Source organism: Legionella sp. 227, assembly GCF_043161935.1.
Taxonomy (GTDB): domain Bacteria; phylum Pseudomonadota; class Gammaproteobacteria; order Legionellales; family Legionellaceae; genus Legionella; species Legionella sheltonii.
In genome coordinates this window covers 3,596,314-3,616,059 of sequence record NZ_CP171154.1, presented here as the reverse complement: position 1 = coordinate 3,616,059, position 19,746 = coordinate 3,596,314, and the positions used below count along the sequence as shown (strand labels likewise).

The following is a 19,746-nucleotide window of genomic DNA, read 5'->3' as shown; positions in this document are numbered from 1 at the left end:
GAACACATTTAAAAGGAATTATGATGAAAACTTGTTTAATCATTTTTGGATTTTTCTTTTCTTTTTCAGTTTTTGCAGCGGATATCCCTCAAGATAATTTAGGCGCACAAAAATATGACAAGTCGCAGTGTTTCAATAATACAACCCAAGATTGTATTAATTCACAATGCTTGAACTCAGATCAAATTGATTGCCAGGATAATTGTCGAAGAATGGCACAAGCGAAATGCCAGCAACAAACGAATGAATAAAGTTGCTTGTATTTTTACCCATTAATTTGAGTACATTGTCAAATGATTGGCATATGATTTTTTTGACTGTCAAATTTAATAGGCTCCTCATCCTGCGTTCCGTCATCACGAGGTCAACTAGGACTCTCTCAAAATACTGTGCTGCAGCATGGAGAGTTCTTGCTGAACTCGGGATGAACAGGGTGGCTTGGGCTGACGAGTGTTGCTTGGGTGATGGGAACTGAGCAGTATCCAAGTTGCATGTCCTAGTCCGATGACAACACTTTATATAAATGGCATATAGTTTGCATAACGTAGATATTCAATAGAAAAATCAGGTGGTTCCTTGAATTTAATGAGTGAATTCAAGTTTAAAATTAGTATGGATTGCTGATATGGCTGATAAAAACGTTTTATCACAAGAAGAAATAGATGCTCTGCTGAAAACTGTGGATGAACATCCTGAAGATCTCCATCAAGACTCAGAAGAGCCTGCAGTTTCTGATGAAAAAGGCGACAATAAAAAAGCAAAAGCGAATAAAAAGAAGGTTACTGAGGCTGTATTTGAGACAGTAGAGATAAAAGACGAAAATGATGTAAAAACACTGAATTTTACGGCTCAGGAACGCATAGTCAAAGGCAAATTACCTGTATTAGATAGAATTTATGATCGCGCTGTGCGCTTATTTGCATCAGATGTCTACAACGTTACCGCCAAAGATTTTGAGATTAAACAAGATCCATTGCTCATTACCAAACACCGCGATTTTATGGAGAGTCTACCCAATCCAAGCTTAATGTGTATTTCTAAATTTAAACCATTACGTGGTAAAGGGATTATTCTTTTTGATAGTACTTTTGTCTACGATCTGGTTGACTATTATTTTGGTGGAAGCTCGCAATTTTTTGCTCAAAAAGACAAAACTGATTTTACTGCTACTGAGTTACGTGTAATGGATGTAATTACCAAGAAACTGATTGCCAACCTGACTCAGGCTTGGAAGCCAATTATACAGCTTGATATTACCAAATTTAATGATGAAACAAACCCACAATTGGTCAATATAGCAGAACCTGAAGAAATGTTGTTAGTTGCACGATTTTCGATGGATTTTGGCAAAGAAACAGGAACTTTTTATTTCATTTTACCGTATTCCATGGTTGAACCGATTAAAGAGCAATTGGAACTTGGTGCTTCTAGACCCGATGATGAAATTGATCCTAACTGGGTTAAATCGCTGAAAGAAGAATTAATGGATGTTGAATTAACGGTAAGCTCTGTAATGGCTGAAACAAAAAGCACTCTAGGGGCAGTGATGTCATGGCAAGTAGGTGATTTTATACCAATGGAAATGAAAGAAGTGGTTACTTTAGATATTGAAGGAATTCCAGGTTTTACGGCAACTCAAGGTGCTGCAAATGAAAAACGCGCAGTAAAAATAATAAAAAACATTAGTTATTAGGAGATAAGTAATGTCTCAAGAAATGGAACAACCCAAACCAGCAAATACTCTTCCTCAGGAAGCTGACAGCGACAAACTGGATTTAATTTTAGATATACCGGTATCTGTGAAGGTAGAAATTGGTCATACCAAAATGACCATTCGTAATTTGCTTCGATTAAACCAAGGCGGGATTGTTGCCCTGGATCGTTTAGCGGGTGATCCGCTTGATGTTTTAGTCAATGGCACTTTAGTTGCGCACGGAGAGGTTGTTGTCGTTAATGATAAGTTTGGAGTGCGATTAACCGACATTGTCACTCAAGCAGAACGAATTAAGCGATTAAGATAATGCAAAGTGCACTCAATCAAGGAGAGCTCATACGTGTGGTGATGGGCCTATTGTTGGTTTTATTACTCATCATGTTATTGTCTTGGGTAGTGAGGCGATTTCATGGTATGCACATGGGCTCGACCAACGGATTTCAATCCATGGCCAGTATGATTTTAGGACCTAAAGAAAAAATCACCTTATTAAAGGTGGGAACTCGTTATTTATTGGTTGGTTCAGGTTCTGGAAACATCACATTACTCCATGATTTTGGCGAACAGCTTCCACCAGGATTTGAGGACACTCTTAATAAACCTTCATTTGCGGCTCTGCTTAAATCGGTTGTGAAATCATAAGATGAACATAATGAATTTAATTACCCATTGGTATCCAATATTCTGTAATTTTCATGAGAAAAGTCTCCGTCATTTCGAACGTCGCGCGGGATCTTATCGCTTTAGCGCAGGGTTGCGATGGGAGATTTCTCCTGACACTCGGGATGACAGTAAAACATCCCGTATTCCGCTACGCTGCACCCAGGCGACACTATTTCTTATTTTATTTTGTTGCTTCCCACTGGTTTTACAGGCAGCACCGTTATCCTTGCCTGCAATGACCGTACAACCTGGTGCCAATGGAGAACAGACCTACAGTGTTAACCTCCAAATTTTGATTTTTATGACGTTGTTAACCGTGTTGCCTGGGATGTTGATGGCAATGACAGCGTTTACAAGAATCATTATAGTGCTTTCTATTTTACGTCAGGCTATAGGGATGGCTCAAACTCCAACCAATCAAATTTTAATTGGTATTGCTTTATTTATGACTTATTTTGTGATGTCACCTGTATTTAATAAAATCAATGACAGTGCAGTACAACCTTATCTCGCAGAGACTATTAAATTTCCTCAGGCCCTAGCCAATGCACAAGTACCTTTACGGGAATTTATGTTAAATCAAACACGCAAAAATGATTTATCCATGTTTGAAAAATTCGCTCAAGAAAATCCCGCTACGCTTAATGAAGTACCAATGAGTGTCGTGATTCCTGCATTTATCACCAGTGAATTAAAAACAGCTTTTCAGATTGGATTTATTTTATTTTTGCCCTTTTTGATTATTGATATGGTGGTATCCAGTGTTCTAATGGCTATGGGTATGATGATGTTATCGCCTTTAATTATTTCATTACCCTTTAAGATCATGCTTTTTGTTATGGTTGATGGTTGGACACTCATTTTAGGTTCACTGGCTTCAAGTTTTGCTATGAGTTAATGCAGCATTACGTCCAGAGTTATAAATTAAGAGGAAATAGGGACTATTTACAATTCGCTATCTTACCACATCATTGCTCGTTGCTTGGGTTGACGTAGGGATGGGGCCGACAAGGTAGCGCTGTAAACAGAGCCCCAAATTATAGGGAAAGAATATGACTCCAGAGTCTGTAGTTTCTATATTCAGTGAGGGTGTGTATTTAATGCTGTTATTGATCACAGTACTCATTCTTCCTGGCTTAATTATTGGTGTTCTCGTTTCTATGTTTCAAGCAGCTACACAAATTAATGAAACGAGTTTGAGTTTTATACCCAAATTATTTATTACCTTTTTGATGCTTGTATTTGCTGGTCCTTGGTTATTGAAAACGATGGTGAATTACACCGATTCGTTAATTACCAATATTCCTTACTTAATAGGCTAATTCAAGATGAAGCTGGATTATCCAACAATTATCGGTATGATAAGTCAGGCTATTTGGCCAATGGGTCGTATTGGCGGGTTATTGCTTACAGTACCAGTATTTTCTTCTGTCTTATTACCAGCGCGCATTAAAATTATTTTCCTTTTTGTTTTAAGTTGTGCCTGTGCCTTTATGGTTCCTAAAGAACTTTCTTTTCTGAATTTCAAAGGAATTTTTTTAGGATATATCCTCCAGGAATTGCTCTTTGGTTTGTTAATGGGATTTGTCTTACAACTCGTTTTTCAGGTTTTTGTTTTGGGTGGACAAATTATTGCAATGCAGGCTGGCCTAAGTTTTGCAGTGATGATGGATCCTGCAAGCAGAGCCAGCGTCCCACTTGTTAGCCAGCTTTACTCCATGATGATGACCTTAATTTTTTTGGCACTTAATGGTCATTTGACTGTTTTTGAAACCTTATTGGATAGTTTCAGAATCATGCCTATAGGACAGCTTTCAGTGACTCAATCTATGGTTTGGAATGTCATTTTATTTTCGGGCTGGATGTTTAAACAGGCCTTATTGATTTCAATTCCGGCTTTATTGTCTTTACTTATTGTGAGCCTTGCATTCGGAATTATGTCTCGTGCAGCACCACAATTGAATATTTTTTCCTTAGGATTTCCTATAACGTTGATCATGGGAATGGTTGTGATTAAGGTGGGTTTGCCTAGTGTTGCCGCACAAATGGCAGATCTTATCAAAGATGGAATGCGTTTTATGATAGGGATGTTGCACTGATGGCAGAGCAAGAACAAGCACAAGAAAAAACCGAACAGCCCTCGGCCAAACGGCTCAAAGAAGCACGAAAAAAAGGTCAGGTTGCTCGTTCAAAAGATTTCAATACCACAGTGACCTTACTTTTTACTGCTTTAGGATTTCTTATTTTTGGTAAACAGTTAGCGCATCAGATGGCAACAATGATGCGTCATGCCTTTGAGTTTGATACACGCGTTATTATTACGCCCATGACAAGTTTAGAACGTTTATTTTTTCTAGCCAAGATGGGATTTTGGTCTTTAATACCTTTATTGGTTGTAATTTTTCTGATTACTTTGGCAGCTCCTTTGCTTATGGGCGGCTGGGTGTTTAGCGCGCAAGTGATACAACCTAAGTTTTCACGACTCAACCTATTTCAAGGACTTAAACGAATGGTTTCGGTGAAAAGTTTTGCCGAAATGATTAAATCGTTTTTCAAATTTCTTTTAGTCGCAGTTGTAGCCATAGTGGTATTGAAAGCACAAGTACCTGCCTTGTTAGCTTTGGCTCATGTTCCCATAGAAACAGCAATTGGCAGCGGTGCTTTGATCGTAGTGAAGTCATTTGTATTAATTACTGCCAGTTTGATTGTGATTGCAGCTTTTGATGTGCCTTTTCAATTGTATGAACATCAAAAAAATATGAAAATGACGATGCAAGAATTGAGAGATGAATATAAAGAAACAGAAGGTAAGCCGGAGGTAAAAAGTGCAATTCGTCGCGCCCAGCAAGAAATCTCGAGGCGGCGGATGATGAATGAAATATCTAAAGCGAATGTCGTGTTAACTAACCCCACGCATTATGCCGTAGCAATCAGTTATAAAGAAAAGAGTCATAAGGCACCCATAGTTGTGGCAAAGGGCAAAGACTTGGTTGCTTTTCAAATAAACAAAGTTGCAAAATCACATCAAATTCCCATTATTTCGGTGCCCCCCTTAGCACGTGCGCTCTATTTTTCTACCAAATTAAATAAGGAAATACCCAGAGGACTCTATGTCGCTGTAGCCCAGGTTTTAGCCTATGTGTTTCAACTGCGAGATAAGGAACGTTACGATTATAAACCCACGGTATTACAGGATGTTCCTATTCCGCCCGAATTAGCGCGCAAAGCAGAGGAGAATGCTAATGAATAAAGCATTGCACTACATTCAATATTGGCTGCGTCAAGGTTTAGGTACGCCTTTAGTGCTGGTCATGATGCTTGGCATGATGATGCTGCCTTTGCCTCCTTTTTTATTGGATGTGTTCTTTACTTTTAATATTGCTTTATCCCTTGTAGTGCTGTTAGCAGTAATATACAGCGAAAGGCCTCTCGATTTTGCTGTATTTCCAACCGTGATACTGCTTGCTACCTTGTTGCGATTGTCGTTAAACGTTGCGTCAACTCGCGTGGTGTTACTCAATGGATATAAAGGAACGGATGCTGCTGGGCATGTGATTCAATCATTTGGTGAAGTAGTTATTGGTGGAAACTATGCTGTAGGCCTTGTCGTATTTATTATTTTGGTAGTAATCAATTTTGTTGTGGTCACTAAGGGAGCGGGGCGTGTATCTGAGGTCAGTGCGCGTTTTACTTTAGATTCTTTGCCTGGGAAACAAATGGCGATCGATGCTGATTTGAATGCGGGTTTAATCAATCAAGAACAGGCAATAAAACGTCGATTAGAGGTAGCCCAGGAAGCAGACTTTTATGGTTCTATGGATGGTGCCAGCAAATTTGTTCGTGGTGATGCAGTAGCTGGAATTTTAATTCTGGTTGTAAACATTATTGGTGGTTTGATCATTGGTGTTTTTCAACATGGAATGAACGTCTCTGATGCGCTGCATAATTATATCCTATTAACTATTGGTGATGGTTTGGTTGCGCAAGTACCCTCTTTAGTTTTATCAACTGCCGCAGCCATTATTGTTACGCGAGTTTCTAGTGCGCAAAATATGGGACATGCCGTGATTTCCCAATTGCTGGCTAACCCACGTTCGTTAATTATTGCAGCGGCAATTATCGGATTGATTGGTATTATCCCTGGAATGCCTCATGTCGCATTTATTTTACTTGCTGCAGGTTTGTCGGGAATTGCTTATTTGTTTCAACAGCAAGAAAAGGTAAAACGCAAAGAACAACTCAATCAGGAAAATGAATCTCTGGCCATGCAAACTCCTAGTATTTCATCGGAACTCTCATGGGACGATGTGAATCCAGTTGATGTGATTAGCCTCGAAGTAGGATATCGCCTGATCCCTCTAGTGGATCAGTCACAAGGCGGTGTTTTACTATCTCGCATAAAAGGGGTACGCAAGAAAATATCTCAAGAACTGGGTTTTTTAATTCCCTCTGTGCACGTACGTGATAATTTGGATTTAAAACCTAACCATTATCGAATTAGTTTGGCGGGAGTTGTAATGGGAGAGGCCTCAATTCATTTAGATCGTAGTTTGGCTATCAATCCAGGACAAGTTTTTGGCGAAATTGAGGGAATAAAAACTCATGACCCAGCATTTGGTATGGAAGCGGTTTGGATAAATGAAAGTCAAAAAGAGCAGGCACATACTTTGGGGTATACTGTAGTAGATGCCTCAACAGTCGTTGCCACGCACCTAAGCCAAATATTAGAGCAAAACAGTCAACAGTTATTAGGTTATGAAGAAACACAGCAGCTGTTAGATAAGCTTGCAATAAATTCACCTAAATTGGTAAAAGAGCTGGTCCCAGATGGACTTTCATTAGGCATGGTCAGTAAAGTATTACAAGGATTATTAGTAGAACACATTCCTCTCACTGATATTCGAACCATAGTCGAAACTTTGGCGGAACTAGCGCCAAAATCTAAAGATACAGAGTACCTAATCAGTCAAGTACGAATTGCCTTATCACGATTAATTACGCAAAAAATCAGTGGCATTCATGAAGAGCTGCCGATCATCACATTAAAACCCGAGTTGGAACAATTATTGCAAAACATTATTCAGAGTAGTGGATCTGGCGGCGTAAATTTTGAGCCAGGAATGGCAGATAAGATACAACATTCTTTAACACAATTAGCAATGCAACAGCAGGCAAAGCAGGAGAGTTCAGTTTTGGTTGTACAACCGGGGATACGCGCAGTGTTGGCACGATTTGTGCGTAATATCTCTCATGACTTTCATGTTTTGTCATATCAGGAGATTCCTGATAACAAACAAATAAGAATAGTAGGCACAGTAGGATAGAAATGGACAAATTTTTTTCATGGAACAGTAACCTAGGCCAGGAAAAAAAGGCGCTAAAGAGTATAAATTTCTCAGTTTTCCTACAATCGGACTACAATTTCTATAGAGGCATTGCGTGAATAGTGGCAAATTTCTTCATAAGCAGGAGGCTTTATGAAATTAAAACGTTTTGTTGCGGCCGACACACGCAGCGCTATGAAACAAATTAAAGAGACACTTGGTGCTGATGCCGTTATTTTGTCCAGTCATCATATAGAGGGTGGAGTAGAGGTCGTTGCTGCAATTGATTTTGATGAAACCATTCTATCCGCTTCTGCGGCAGTTGCTTCTGCCGAGCCACCGAGTCAGATTAATAAATTTCAAATGCAAACACCTCTTGATGATATGCGTCAAGAAATTCAAACGTTAAGAGGCATGCTTGAAGCCCAATTACGGGGTAATGTGGGGGTTTATGAGCCCTTGCATACCATTTTGCTGCAGAAACTTTTGTATCTTGGCGTAAGTCATACGACCGCTGCTGCTTGGGCATGTTCGGTACGCCCCGATTTTAATCAGCAAAAAGGATGGGAAGCCATATTGAATTTAATTTCTGAGCAATTAACCATTCGTGACAACCATAGGATAGAAGAGGGGGGCGTTTATGCTTTTGTTGGACCCACTGGTGTCGGAAAAACGACGACCCTGGCCAAAATTGCGGCGAGATTTACCCTGAGATTTGGGGCAGATAAGTTAGGTCTTGTGACGATGGATACGTATCGAATTGCCGCACAAGAGCAACTCATGATGTATGGAAAAATTTTGGGGGTAAAGGTTTGTGTTGCTCAGGATGAAGTCTCTTTGGCGCGAGTACTACGACAATTAAGTGATAAGAAATTAATTTTGATTGATACCGCGGGAATGAATCCTGCGGATGAACGAGTTGTAAAACAAATGCATGTATTGAGTACTTATTTGCAGTCGATTTCGAAAGTTTTGGTTTTACCTGCAACCAGCCATTATCAAGTATTAATTGATGCAATAAGACGTTATGAAGCAAATCAAGTCGATCAGTGCATTTTAACCAAGCTGGATGAGTCATTAGCTGTAGGTGGCGCACTCAGCGCACTCATTGAATCAGGCTTGGGGGTCAGCTATCTCACACACGGACAACGTGTCCCTGAGGATATTAAAATGGCAACACGTCACCAGCTTATTGAGCTGCTTGCGGAGCAGGAAACACAATTGTTTCAGTCGGACAATGCTGGGAAAGCACATCAAGGTGCTGGGAGAGAATATCATGTCTAAAGTAAAGCAGAATGTAAGTGATCAAGCTTCTGGTCTGAGGAATCTATCACGTGCGAAACCCATTAAAGTAATTGCTGTTTCTGCTGGGAAAGGAGGTGTAGGTAAGAGTAATGTTTCCGTTAATCTGGCAGTTGGTTTGGCTCAGCTTAATAAAAGAGTCATGATACTTGATGCCGATTTAGGATTGGCAAATATCGATATCATGCTCGGATTACACACTAAATATAACCTGTCTCATGTAATTCAGGGAATCTGTCATTTAAGTGACATTATTTTGCCAGGACCTAATGGCATTAGTGTCATTCCTGCAGCCTCAGGGACAGAGTTCATGACGCAACTTTCCTCACCAGAACTTGCCGGAATTATCGATGCATTTAATGAACTCACCGATGATTTAGATTACATGGTTATAGATACCGCTGCGGGGATTTCAGACACCGTTCTAAGTTTTACTCGTTCATCGCAAGAATTAATCGTCGTTGTATGTGATGAACCTACTTCATTAACTGATGCATATGCTTTAATTAAAGTAATGAGTAAGCGTTATGAATGGACTCGCTTTCATATACTGGCGAATATGGTGAGAAATGAAAGAGATGGGCGGGAACTATTTAACAAATTATTCAAAGTTTCCGAGCAATTTCTTGAGGTTCAGCTAGACTATTTAGGAGCGGTACCATTTGATGAACACATACACAGGGCAGTAAAAATGCAAAAGCCTGTATTAATTGCTTATCCTGATTCTGCTGCTGCTTCGGCACTCAGGCAGTTAGCTGATGAAGTCTCTGAATGGCCTCCCAGTGCTTTATTGGGTGGTAATACCAGTTTCTTTTTAGAGCGTTTGGTTGCAGGTGAATTTTAAGGAGAATATTGTGGATGCTTTGGCTGCCTATAGCAAAGTAAATCAGCAAATCCAAGAAACGCTGGTAAAAAACCATGCCTTGTTGGTTAAACGCATCGCACATCATTTATTGGGGCGTTTGCCTCAAAGTGTGCAGTTGGATGATTTAATACAAGCGGGAATGCTTGGATTGCTGGAAGCAACAAAACATTATGATTCTTCCAAAGGTGCATCATTCGAAACCTATGCAGGAATTCGAATTAAGGGGTACATGCTTGATGAGGTAAGACGTAATGATTGGGTGCCTCGTTCTGTATATCGAAATTCAAGAATGATTTCTGAAGCAGTAAAACATGTCGAGCATCGGTTAGGTAGAGAAGCTAAAGATTCAGAAATTGCAGCTGAGCTTGGCATCTCACTAGATGAGTACCATGAAATGTTACAAGACTCAGTGAGTAGTCATTTATATGGCTTTGAAGATCTGGGTGTTACCGATGATGTTTTGCAAGTCGAAGATGGATATGCTGAACCTCATGCCAATGTATTCCATAGTGATTTAATGAGTCGTTTATCGGAGGTTATTCGCGGATTGCCGCATAAGGAGCGAATGGTCCTCTCTCTATACTATGAACAGGATTTGAATTTAAAAGAAATTGGGGAAGTTATCGGCGTCAGTGAATCACGTGTTTCACAGATTCTTAGCCAGGCAACACATCGGATTAAATCACGTTTACCGGAATAAAAAAGAATGGATGTTTTAACTTTACTAGGGATGTTAACCAGTTTTCTAGCCATTATAATCGGCCAAGTGTTTGAAGGCGGGAATATGCAGGCATTAGTCAATTTGTCTGCACTGTTTATCGTGCTTGGAGGAACAATTGGTGCGGTTATGGTACAAACACCGTTGAGTACCTTTAGGAGAGCATTTACTATTTTACCTTGGGTCATCAGACCCCCCAAACTTGAATTTGAATCCTGCCGTAACAAAATGTTTGAGTTGGCACGAAAAGCGCGTCAATTGGGATTACTTTCTTTGGAAGAACATTTGGAAGTTGAAAAAAATCCACTCATTAACAAAGGATTGGAGTTATTGGTTATTGGTGTAGATAAACTCACTATCAGACAAGTTCTCGAGGATGAGATTGAGCGAATTGAAAATCATGACCTCCATGCAGCACAAGTTTTTGAAAGTATGGGAGGGTACAGCCCAACTATAGGAATTATGGGAGCAGTATTAGGGCTGATCCAAGTTATGCGACATTTAGCCGAGCCGAGCGAATTGGGATTAGGTATTGCAGTTGCTTTCGTAGCTACTATATATGGTGTTGGCATGGCTAATCTTATTTTTTTACCTGTGGCGAATAAATTAAAAAGTTGTATTGCCCATAAGGTGCACTACGATGAGATGATAGTGGAAGGTTTAGTCGCCATCGCCTCTGGGGAAAGTCCCGGGATCTTGTTGTTAAAACTCAATAACTTTGGCCAGCACAAGAAAGATGAAATCAAGAAAAAAAAGAAATGAACAACATAACGACCATCATCGTTGGGTAGTCTCCTATGCAGATTTCATTACCTTGCTTTTTGCATTTTTTGTAGTGATGTATGCTATTTCTTCCGTGAACACCTCAAAATACAAATCGCTTTCGGAGGGGATGAAATCGGCGTTTAATAATAAAGATGCGGCCCGTGCGCTTAAGTCAACGGACAATAAAAAAGACGGACCACAAACCCAACAAGTTCATGGGCTCTATAACGATGGTCTTGATGAATTAAGCCAATCGTTATCAGAATTAGAAGATGGCAATTATAAAATTGACCGCCAGGAAGGCTGGATTGAGCTGGACATCAAATCAGGAGCCTTGTTTGAGTCAGGTGAAGCAGATTTAAAACCAGATGCTTTTGTTAAGTTAATGCGATTGGCGAGTAAAATTAAAAAATCATCCGCTATTATTGCTGTAGAAGGGTATACTGATAATGTCCCTATAGAAACCCCTCAGTTTCCTTCAAACTGGGAACTTTCAGCCATGCGTGCGGCGGTTGTTGGCCGGACTTTAAATTCATTTGGCATTTCAACGGAACGTATTTTAGTAACAGGTTATGGTGAACAATTTCCAGTTGCAGACAACATCACAGATCAAGGGAGAGCGGCAAATCGTAGGGTCAGTATCGTTATCGCCTTGAATCGAAATGTTCCTCGTCTTTTGAATCCGGCATTAAGTGAGCCAACTCACCGCGTAGTCATCGGGAATTCTGGAAATAAGGATACAAAATGATTATTTTTCTTTTAAGCTTAAATGCAGCCATTCTTTCATTAGGAGTGAATTACCTATTAAATCAGCGAAAAAAATTAATCGCTTTTCAGGAAAAGTTAGATACACAACAAAAATCAATCGATGAAATTACCAAAGATCACCCCATGTTAATTCATGCTGATTTATTATTTTCCAAGCAATTAAAGGAAATTAATACGCAATTAATCAGCATGGATAATCAAATTCAAGATTTGGAAAATAAACGAGATAATGATGGGGGTTATCGTCATGCTTTGCGTATTTTAGAAATGGGTGGTAATCGAGATGAAATTGTCGAAAGTTGCCATTTGTCTCCTGCTGAAGCTGATTTACTAATGAACTTACAAGCCTACCGAACAGCAATGAAAACTTCATAAAGTTGTTTTTTTCATTGCATTCACGGTAAAATCTCAAGCTTATTTTTTACTAGGTTAAGCTTACATAAAATTGTAGCTCGGATTAGTCATGTATTCCGGATTAGTATCGTGTAATCCGGATTAGAAGCATGCGGTTACAATTAGAGCATTGACTCAATCACTATTTTTTAAAGAGACACTTATGTTAGAAGTAAACCAAATTAATCTTAATCTGGTGGATCTTGAGAAGCGAGTAGAAGCGCTTAGGGGGTATCTTTGACTTTGACGCTAAAAGTGAGCGCTTGGAAGAGGTTGTTCGTGAACTGGAATCGTCTTCAGTTTGGGATAATCCGGAAGTTGCTCAGGCGTTAGGACGTGAAAGAACACAGCTTGAAGCAGTAGTTTCTACTTTAACTCAATTAAATCAATCCATTATTGATTTCCATGAATTATTTGAGATCGCACGGGAAGAAAATGACGAACAAACGATAAATGAAATTGGTGAAGAGTTATCCTCTGTCGAGCAAAAAGTTGCTGATCTTGAGTTTCGTCGGATGTTTTCTGGGAAAATGGATAATTCAAATGCTTATTTGGATATTCAATCCGGTTCAGGTGGAACCGAAGCCCAGGATTGGGCTGAAATGTTATTGCGCATGTATCTGCGTTGGGGGGAACAACATGGATTTATTACTGAATTAATTGAATGTTCTCCTGGCGAGGTCGCTGGTATTAAAAGCGCTACAATCTATTTTAAGGGCGAGTATGCTTTTGGATGGTTGCGTACAGAAACTGGGGTGCACCGTTTAGTTCGAAAATCTCCTTTCGATTCGGGAAACAGGCGACATACTTCTTTTGCTGCAGTATTTGTTTCACCTGAAATTGATGATGACATTGATATAGAAATTAATCCGGCTGATTTACGTATCGATACCTACAGAGCATCCGGAGCTGGGGGACAGCATGTTAACCGAACCGATTCGGCAGTACGTATTACTCATGCTCCCAGTGGGATTGTAGTACAATGTCAGAATGATCGAAGCCAACATCGTAATAAAGATCAGGCAATGAAGCAGCTGCGTGCTAAGTTATATGAATTGGAAATGCAAAAGAAAAACGCGGAGCAGCAGGCATTAGAAGCCAGCAAATCAGACATAGGTTGGGGATCTCAAATCCGTTCTTACGTATTAGATCAATCTCGTATTAAAGATCTACGCACTGGTGTTGAAACGAGCAACACCCAGGCAGTATTAGATGGTGCATTGGATCAATTTATTGAAGCCAGTTTAAAGGCAGGAGTAGGGCAGCATGAGTGATGAGCAAATAGAACATATCGATGAAAGCGAAGTTTATTATATTCGTAAACAAAAATTGGCTGAATTACGTACAAAAGGTTTTAATTTTCCAAACCAATTTCGTCGTGAAAATTTAGCTCAGGAAATTGTAAAACATTACGATTCATTAGATAAGGAAACCTTAGCACAACAACATGTTAAAGTAATTGTAGCGGGTCGTATTGTATTAAGACGTATTATGGGAAAGGCTAGTTTCTTCCATATTCAAGATTTTTCTGGGCGTATACAAGTATACATTCGAGCGAATGATCTCCCTGAAGAGTATGAAGAATTTAAGCATTGGGATTTAGGCGATATAGTCGGTGTTCAAGGTGAGCTATTCAAAACAAATACAGGTGAGCTGACAGTACATTCGGAACGTATAGAATTATTAACGAAATCATTGCGCCCTTTGCCTGATAAGTTTCATGGCCTAGCTGATCAAGAGGTGAAATATCGCAAACGATATGTTGATTTGATTGCCAATGATGAAAGTCGACTTACGTTTTTAACGCGCTCACGATTGATTCAAGCGTTTAGACAATTTATGGATAAAAACTACTTTCTGGAAGTGGAAACACCCATGATGCATCCTATTCCAGGCGGTGCTATGGCTCGACCTTTTGTTACGCATCATCATACATTGGATATGACCATGTATTTGCGTATTGCCCCCGAACTTTATTTAAAACGTCTTGTTGTAGGTGGTTTTGAGCGAGTTTATGAAATTAATCGTAATTTCCGCAATGAGGGTATATCAACACGTCATAATCCAGAATTTACAATGGTTGAGTTTTATCAAGCATACGCAGATTATAAGGATTTGATGAATTTTACTGAGGAATTATTACGTTATCTCTGTGATACGGTAATAGAAAAGCGTCAAGTTGAATATCAAGGCCAAATTATCGATTTTGATAAGCCATTTGCCCGCATGACTGTAAAAGAGGCAATTTTACATTACCATCCGGAAATTGATGCGCCTCAACTTGAGAGCATCGTGAGTTGTCGTGCGATTTTACAGAAAAAAGGTTTTCCTTTTAAAGAAACTGACGGGTTAGGTAAGCTGCAAATTATATTGTTTGAGGAAACTGTTGAACATCAATTATTTCAGCCTACTTTTATTACGGGTTATCCCACTGAAATATCACCTTTGGCCCGCCGCAGCGATGATGATCCAGAAGTAACGGACCGTTTTGAATTCTTCATTGCGGGTCGAGAAATTGCTAACGGATTTTCTGAGTTGAATGATGCAGAAGACCAAGCAGAACGTTTTCGTAAGCAAGTTGAAGAAAAGGATGCTGGTGATCTAGAAGCCATGCATTTTGATAGTGATTATATCGAAGCTCTCGAATATGGCTTGCCTCCCACAGCAGGAGAGGGCATTGGAATAGATCGCTTAATTATGTTATTTACCAACTCACAGTCAATACGTGATGTGATTTTGTTCCCTCATCTGCGGCAATAAAATGAAATCCATCTCCTGCTGTGGGCATAGAGGTGGAGGCATTGTTTATTAAGTTAAGAAGAAATCCCTCTCCCATTAGTGGGAGAGGTGTAGAGGTGAGGGTACATTTGCTGTAATCAAATACCCTTATCTGCCCTGAAGGGCACCTTCTCCCCTTTGAGGGGAAGGGACAATACAACCTGAATGTTCTAGAATGTACCCAAAGATCCTGATGGTAACAATCAGGCTACATTTTTAGAGTTTTGTAGGGCTCCCAAGTACAAAAATAATAATAATTATCAGGAGGCTTATGTTTGTTACTCAACTCCAGAAGGCGATTACCTACATTAGAGAAACGCAAGAGATAGCCCTATTTATTACAATGGCTGATACAAGACTATCAGCGATGTTTCGTATATCACCTTTATTTTACATTACGCTGCCTTTTATAGGTTTTTTGTTGACTGTAAATGCGATAATTAATGGATATAAACTTGCAAAAGCCAGCAATCGCAATTTTGATCAATGGTCTCTTTTTCTAACTTCTGCTGTGTGTGCGGTATTAGCAAGTATATCACTTTATGGCGCCGCTCTATCCAAACTATTTAGTTTTAGCTTTGCAGCAGGTCCTTGGTTTTTTTTTAGTAGCTTAGCCTTATCATTAGGGCATCAGTTGGTAATGTTGGCACTCAATTCATATAGAGCCTATGAGTCCCCACAAAACAGTACTCAGCGAATGCATTACATACAGGCGGCTTTCAATAATTTGTTTGTGATAACTTTCTTAGCTGCTGCTTTAGGAGCAGTTGTATTTGCGTTGCTCTTTCCTGTTGTTCCTGCTTTAGGTACGGTATTTTCCCTTGCGGCGGTATTGTTTACTGGAGTTGATATCTTGTGGCGTATGATTCCTCATGAGATAAAAAAATCCATCAAGGGGTGGTTTTATTTGAGTAAACCTGATGTCATCCAAGATGCGATTGCAAATCAGGAGGAAACGTTAACACCCCAGGATTCCAACGAAATGGAGCCGAGACATCATAGACTGTTTACCTGTTGTGATTACAGCGCACTGATTCGAACAATGGCTTTGGAAAAGGCCAAACCTTATCTGTTAGAACTCATTCGTCAGAAATTAATGAGGTTAACGCAAAATGAAGATCCACAGAATGAGACCATAAAAGATAAAGTTTACTTATTAACAGCCATGTCAAAAGTCATACAAAGTTCTGAAGAAATCTCTAAAAAGGATATGTTGACGAAATTTCCCTTAGCTTTTCAACACTTTTGGGCTGAAAAGGGAGAGGTTGAGCAATTATTTGATGCTGTACTTGTTTTTCGAAACAGAGAGCAAGCAAATCAGGATACTCCTTCAGCAGAACTAGTATTTACTGGATAGTTTTACATCTTAATAAATATTTATCGAGTCTTTAAGACATGGGAGTTAATTGGTTTTTCTTTTCGGATTTATTTTATTTACTGTATAATTATCATTCTTTGTGATTTGAATGTCACTCAATTGCTTTGTGCGTGGGCTATATTAATACTATGCATAACTAAAAAGTCTCCAAAAGTAGAGAGTTATCATGCCATTTAAATATCGAGCAATTACAGCAAATTGTGGTAATGATACCATTGGTATTGATGCCAGTAGGGATCTTGCCGGGAAGATCCAAGAAGATCAGGCCGATTTTTATATTATCAACTGTCAAGAAACCCACTTTGAGAAAACTCAAAAACAACTTGAAGCGGTAATTGGCGAGGGCTATAAAGTACAGTGTTTGGGGCAAATGGCTACCCATACTAAAGTAGATACTCAATTTCATTCAAATACAGGAATAGCAAGCTTTATTGTTTATAAGAAAGAATTGGTTATAAGCGATATAAATTCAAGAGAAGCAAGACGTACTCCTGCAAGTGGTTTTTTGGAAAGAATCAGTAGTGGTGCAGGATTTAATAAAGGAGGATTGGTTACTAATTTTGCCATAACGCGTAACGATGGGGAACGTATTGATATACAAGCGTTAAGTGGGCATTTAGATGCAAGCAGTATGTTGAAGCGCAACCAAGATTGGCATGTGCTTCATAAAAAAACGATAAAAGATGTGCGCAATTGGGATGAACTTGTGGCGGCCTGTCCTAATTTAATGGTTTCAGGATATGATGCGAATACACGCAATCGACTTGATGAGAATAACAAAGAAATTAACATGTGGGAAAGTCCCGAGAAATATCCTGAAATACAGGCACTTGATCGTGTTTCTCTTGCGGCAGCTCGATATAGTGGTAAATCCACCTATGAGCATGCACCAGGCCCGGATCCCAAACGACCGGGTTATGCAGGAGGAGGTATGCTTGATTTTGTGACGATTTATGATGGGGAAATATCCGCAGGAAAGATTGTAACTGATGAGCAAGTTGTAAAACAGATCGAACCCGAGCCCAATTCTGAGCGAGATCATAATGTGATTATCAGTCCACTCCATACCAGCCATAATGTAAGCCCTTTTGAACGTGTTAGGAATCTAATGGCTTCTCGCTTAAAAGGTGTTGCGCCTCTCTTGGCTAAGGAAATTCAAAAAATGGAGGAGACTGAAGAGGGCGCTAAAGATCGATTAGTAGCAATTTATCAACAATATTTAGGCCCAGAGGGTTTTTTAGATAAAGCAATTGCTTTACATCAAAGCAAATTGGAGTGTGTTCAGCAGTTAAAGAAGCTTTCATTGGATGAGCGTTTGCAAGAGCAGGTTTCAAAGACGCTATTTGGTGAACTTGAATGGTGTGCTGTCGATCCAGAAGAATTAGCAGCAAAACAAGAATTAATGAAGGCATTTCTTACTTCACTAGCTGATTGTGAGCATGCGGTAGGAATTAAAGTGCGTTTGGATTGCTATCTTGAGTTGAAAGAAAAGATTGAGAGGAAGGAAAGAATAAATGCGGCTGAAGCGTTTAAAGATGCAGCAGTTCAAAAGTATCAAGAAATTTATATTAATTTTGCAAAAAAATTATATAGCCATACGGATTCGACACCAGAGCTTCAAGGTGCAATGGAGAACTTATTAAAACGACTTGATGCAATTGCTGATCATAGCGGTTATGCTGCATTGAAAAGTCTGGATCCAAAGAAATTGGATCTGTTGACTCATATTGTTGCACAGTGTGATGATAGCTTTAATCCGTCCCATAAAGTTGAAATCGAGGATATGGAAAAAACAAATGAGGAACTAGATAGACTTTCTCATGAGGCAATGGGCAGTTCTTCTCCGGTATGGCGGGCTTTGGCTGAGGCTGTGAAATTTTTTGTATCTATAGTTTCTAAGGTATCACTCGACTCAACGTTGGCTGAACAGGGAGAGCTCGTCAAGAGTAAACAATTATCGGATTCTATAAGACAGTATAGGACTGCTTTGCATGATATGCGCCCCCAAGAGAACAGCGGAAGCGATGACGAAAATATAATGACGTTGGATTGAGTTTTTAAATAAAATTACCGAGATATAGTTTATGGTTTGGGCAGATACCCTAAAAAAAATCAGCAGTAAAACAGCACTTCAAGCGGCTTCTCAATGGGTTGATCGAGCCAATAACCTGCAACTGATTAACAATCAAATCAATTGTGTTTATCGTTTTGAATCTGCGGGAAAGGGATTCTATTTACGCATGACTCATGAGCAGATTAGACCACAAAAAGAACTGCTCGCTGCCATCGATTATCAACAACACTTGCTTCAAAATGATGCTCCAGTTTGTGACGTTCTTGTGTCAAAGAACGGATCTTATATTGAAAGCGTGAGACAAGATGAACTCTTTTTCTGGGCCCAAGTATGCTCTGAAGTACCAGGGACAACCATGCATTTTGGATATCAAAATAAAAATACCTACTTTCTCTGGGGACAAGCTTTGGCGCGTTTACATCGTGCTGCGGGAACTTATCAGGCGAAAGAACATCATTTTAGAAGCTGGAAGGACTTGTGGAATGAAACAGCCGATTACCTTGTTGATGAGGAAACGGCGATTCAGGATTTGTTTCATACCCTTGACCAACGCTTTGAATGCTTGACTTCGAATAAGGTCAATTTTGGCCTCACGCACGGAGATCATCGTCCTGGTAATGTGCTATTTGACGGCAAACAAATCCATTTTATTGATTTTGATGAACCGGTCTATCATTGGTTTATCGCCGATATTGCAAAACCATTTTTAGACTTATGCAGTAGACCTTTTGCTGAATGGGCAGAAAAATTTGCATGGATGATTGAGGGGTATCAGAGTATTTTGCCTATAGACGCGCATTTATTGCAGTCGATTAATGATTTTAGCCAAATGAAGAGTTTGGATATTTATCTTTGGTGCAAATATAATTGGTTCGAACCTACAGCTCCAGGAGGAACGCCAAGAGCGCAATGGTTGAATGAATTGCGTCATATGGCGTTTACTCCCATATTCAATCTTAAATGATTTAACAATTACTTTTCTTACAGTTGCTGTTAGTCAATAT

At 39.5% G+C, this 19,746-nt stretch carries 20 protein-coding genes; all 20 read left to right on the top strand.

The window, feature by feature from the left end; all coding sequences use genetic code 11:
• Window positions 1-20 precede the first annotated feature (20 nt).
• Window positions 21-251, top strand: coding sequence for a hypothetical protein (locus ACF8MK_RS15755; protein ID WP_392537451.1), 231 nt, complete (start codon window positions 21-23; stop codon window positions 249-251).
• 374 nt (window positions 252-625) lie between these two features.
• Entirely contained in the window at window positions 626-1,693 is a 1,068-nt protein-coding gene (gene fliM / locus ACF8MK_RS15750; RefSeq protein ID WP_392537450.1) for a flagellar motor switch protein FliM, read from the top strand.
• A 22-nt stretch (window positions 1,694-1,715) separates the two neighbouring features.
• The gene (gene fliN, locus ACF8MK_RS15745; RefSeq protein ID WP_265702634.1) at window positions 1,716-2,021 is read left to right on the top strand and encodes a flagellar motor switch protein FliN; all 306 of its coding nucleotides are present in this window, start codon (window positions 1,716-1,718) and stop codon (window positions 2,019-2,021) included.
• On the top strand, window positions 2,021-2,356 hold the full coding sequence (gene fliO / locus ACF8MK_RS15740; RefSeq protein WP_265702439.1) for a flagellar biosynthetic protein FliO: 336 nt from the start codon (window positions 2,021-2,023) through the stop codon (window positions 2,354-2,356). Before fliN ends, fliO begins: the two co-directional genes overlap by 1 nt.
• A gap of 10 nt (window positions 2,357-2,366) precedes the next feature.
• On the top strand, window positions 2,367-3,275 hold the full coding sequence (fliP, locus tag ACF8MK_RS15735; RefSeq protein WP_392537449.1) for a flagellar type III secretion system pore protein FliP: 909 nt from the start codon (window positions 2,367-2,369) through the stop codon (window positions 3,273-3,275).
• A 154-nt stretch (window positions 3,276-3,429) separates the two neighbouring features.
• A complete protein-coding gene (gene fliQ, locus ACF8MK_RS15730; RefSeq protein WP_028381951.1) occupies window positions 3,430-3,699 on the top strand; it encodes a flagellar biosynthesis protein FliQ in 270 nt (89 codons plus the stop codon).
• Between the two features lie 6 nt (window positions 3,700-3,705).
• Complete coding sequence (gene fliR / locus ACF8MK_RS15725) at window positions 3,706-4,476, top strand: flagellar biosynthetic protein FliR (protein WP_265702436.1); 771 nt, start codon at window positions 3,706-3,708, stop codon at window positions 4,474-4,476.
• Window positions 4,476-5,627 (top strand): flagellar biosynthesis protein FlhB, encoded by a 1,152-nt coding sequence (gene flhB / locus ACF8MK_RS15720; RefSeq protein WP_265702434.1) that lies wholly within the window; start codon window positions 4,476-4,478, stop codon window positions 5,625-5,627. Before fliR ends, flhB begins: the two co-directional genes overlap by 1 nt.
• A complete protein-coding gene (gene flhA / locus ACF8MK_RS15715) occupies window positions 5,620-7,701 on the top strand; it encodes a flagellar biosynthesis protein FlhA (protein ID WP_392537448.1) in 2,082 nt (693 codons plus the stop codon). Before flhB ends, flhA begins: the two co-directional genes overlap by 8 nt.
• A gap of 153 nt (window positions 7,702-7,854) precedes the next feature.
• Window positions 7,855-8,985, top strand: a complete 1,131-nt coding sequence (flhF, locus tag ACF8MK_RS15710; RefSeq protein ID WP_392537447.1) for a flagellar biosynthesis protein FlhF — start codon at window positions 7,855-7,857, stop codon at window positions 8,983-8,985.
• Window positions 8,978-9,847, top strand: coding sequence for a MinD/ParA family protein (locus ACF8MK_RS15705; RefSeq protein ID WP_392537446.1), 870 nt, complete (start codon window positions 8,978-8,980; stop codon window positions 9,845-9,847). Before flhF ends, ACF8MK_RS15705 begins: the two co-directional genes overlap by 8 nt.
• Before the next feature lie 10 nt (window positions 9,848-9,857).
• Window positions 9,858-10,568 carry an RNA polymerase sigma factor FliA gene (locus ACF8MK_RS15700; RefSeq protein WP_392537445.1) on the top strand — a complete coding sequence of 237 codons (711 nt, stop codon included), beginning with the start codon at window positions 9,858-9,860 and terminating at the stop codon, window positions 10,566-10,568.
• Between the two features lie 6 nt (window positions 10,569-10,574).
• On the top strand, window positions 10,575-11,348 hold the full coding sequence (locus ACF8MK_RS15695) for a flagellar motor protein (protein ID WP_265702429.1): 774 nt from the start codon (window positions 10,575-10,577) through the stop codon (window positions 11,346-11,348).
• Window positions 11,323-12,099, top strand: a complete 777-nt coding sequence (locus ACF8MK_RS15690; RefSeq protein ID WP_392537444.1) for a flagellar motor protein MotB — start codon at window positions 11,323-11,325, stop codon at window positions 12,097-12,099. The genes ACF8MK_RS15695 and ACF8MK_RS15690 overlap by 26 nt, the downstream gene beginning before the upstream one ends.
• Window positions 12,096-12,494, top strand: coding sequence for a DUF2802 domain-containing protein (locus ACF8MK_RS15685; protein ID WP_265702426.1), 399 nt, complete (start codon window positions 12,096-12,098; stop codon window positions 12,492-12,494). The genes ACF8MK_RS15690 and ACF8MK_RS15685 overlap by 4 nt, the downstream gene beginning before the upstream one ends.
• A 181-nt stretch (window positions 12,495-12,675) precedes the next feature.
• Window positions 12,676-13,786 (top strand): peptide chain release factor 2 gene (gene prfB, locus ACF8MK_RS15680; RefSeq protein WP_126325168.1). Its coding sequence is split into 2 segments (ribosomal slippage): window positions 12,676-12,750 and window positions 12,752-13,786, totalling 1,110 coding nucleotides; the frame shifts between segments, so codons are not numbered across the junction.
• Window positions 13,779-15,272: a lysine--tRNA ligase gene (lysS, locus tag ACF8MK_RS15675; RefSeq protein WP_392537443.1), complete on the top strand. Its 1,494-nt coding sequence runs from the start codon at window positions 13,779-13,781 to the stop codon at window positions 15,270-15,272. The genes prfB and lysS overlap by 8 nt, the downstream gene beginning before the upstream one ends.
• A gap of 289 nt (window positions 15,273-15,561) precedes the next feature.
• A complete protein-coding gene (locus ACF8MK_RS15670) occupies window positions 15,562-16,647 on the top strand; it encodes a hypothetical protein (protein ID WP_392537442.1) in 1,086 nt (361 codons plus the stop codon).
• Between the two features lie 187 nt (window positions 16,648-16,834).
• A complete protein-coding gene (locus ACF8MK_RS15665) occupies window positions 16,835-18,721 on the top strand; it encodes a hypothetical protein (RefSeq protein WP_392537441.1) in 1,887 nt (628 codons plus the stop codon).
• 31 nt (window positions 18,722-18,752) lie between these two features.
• Window positions 18,753-19,706 carry a phosphotransferase enzyme family protein gene (locus ACF8MK_RS15660; RefSeq protein WP_392537440.1) on the top strand — a complete coding sequence of 318 codons (954 nt, stop codon included), beginning with the start codon at window positions 18,753-18,755 and terminating at the stop codon, window positions 19,704-19,706.
• The last annotated feature ends 40 nt before the right edge of the window (window positions 19,707-19,746 follow it).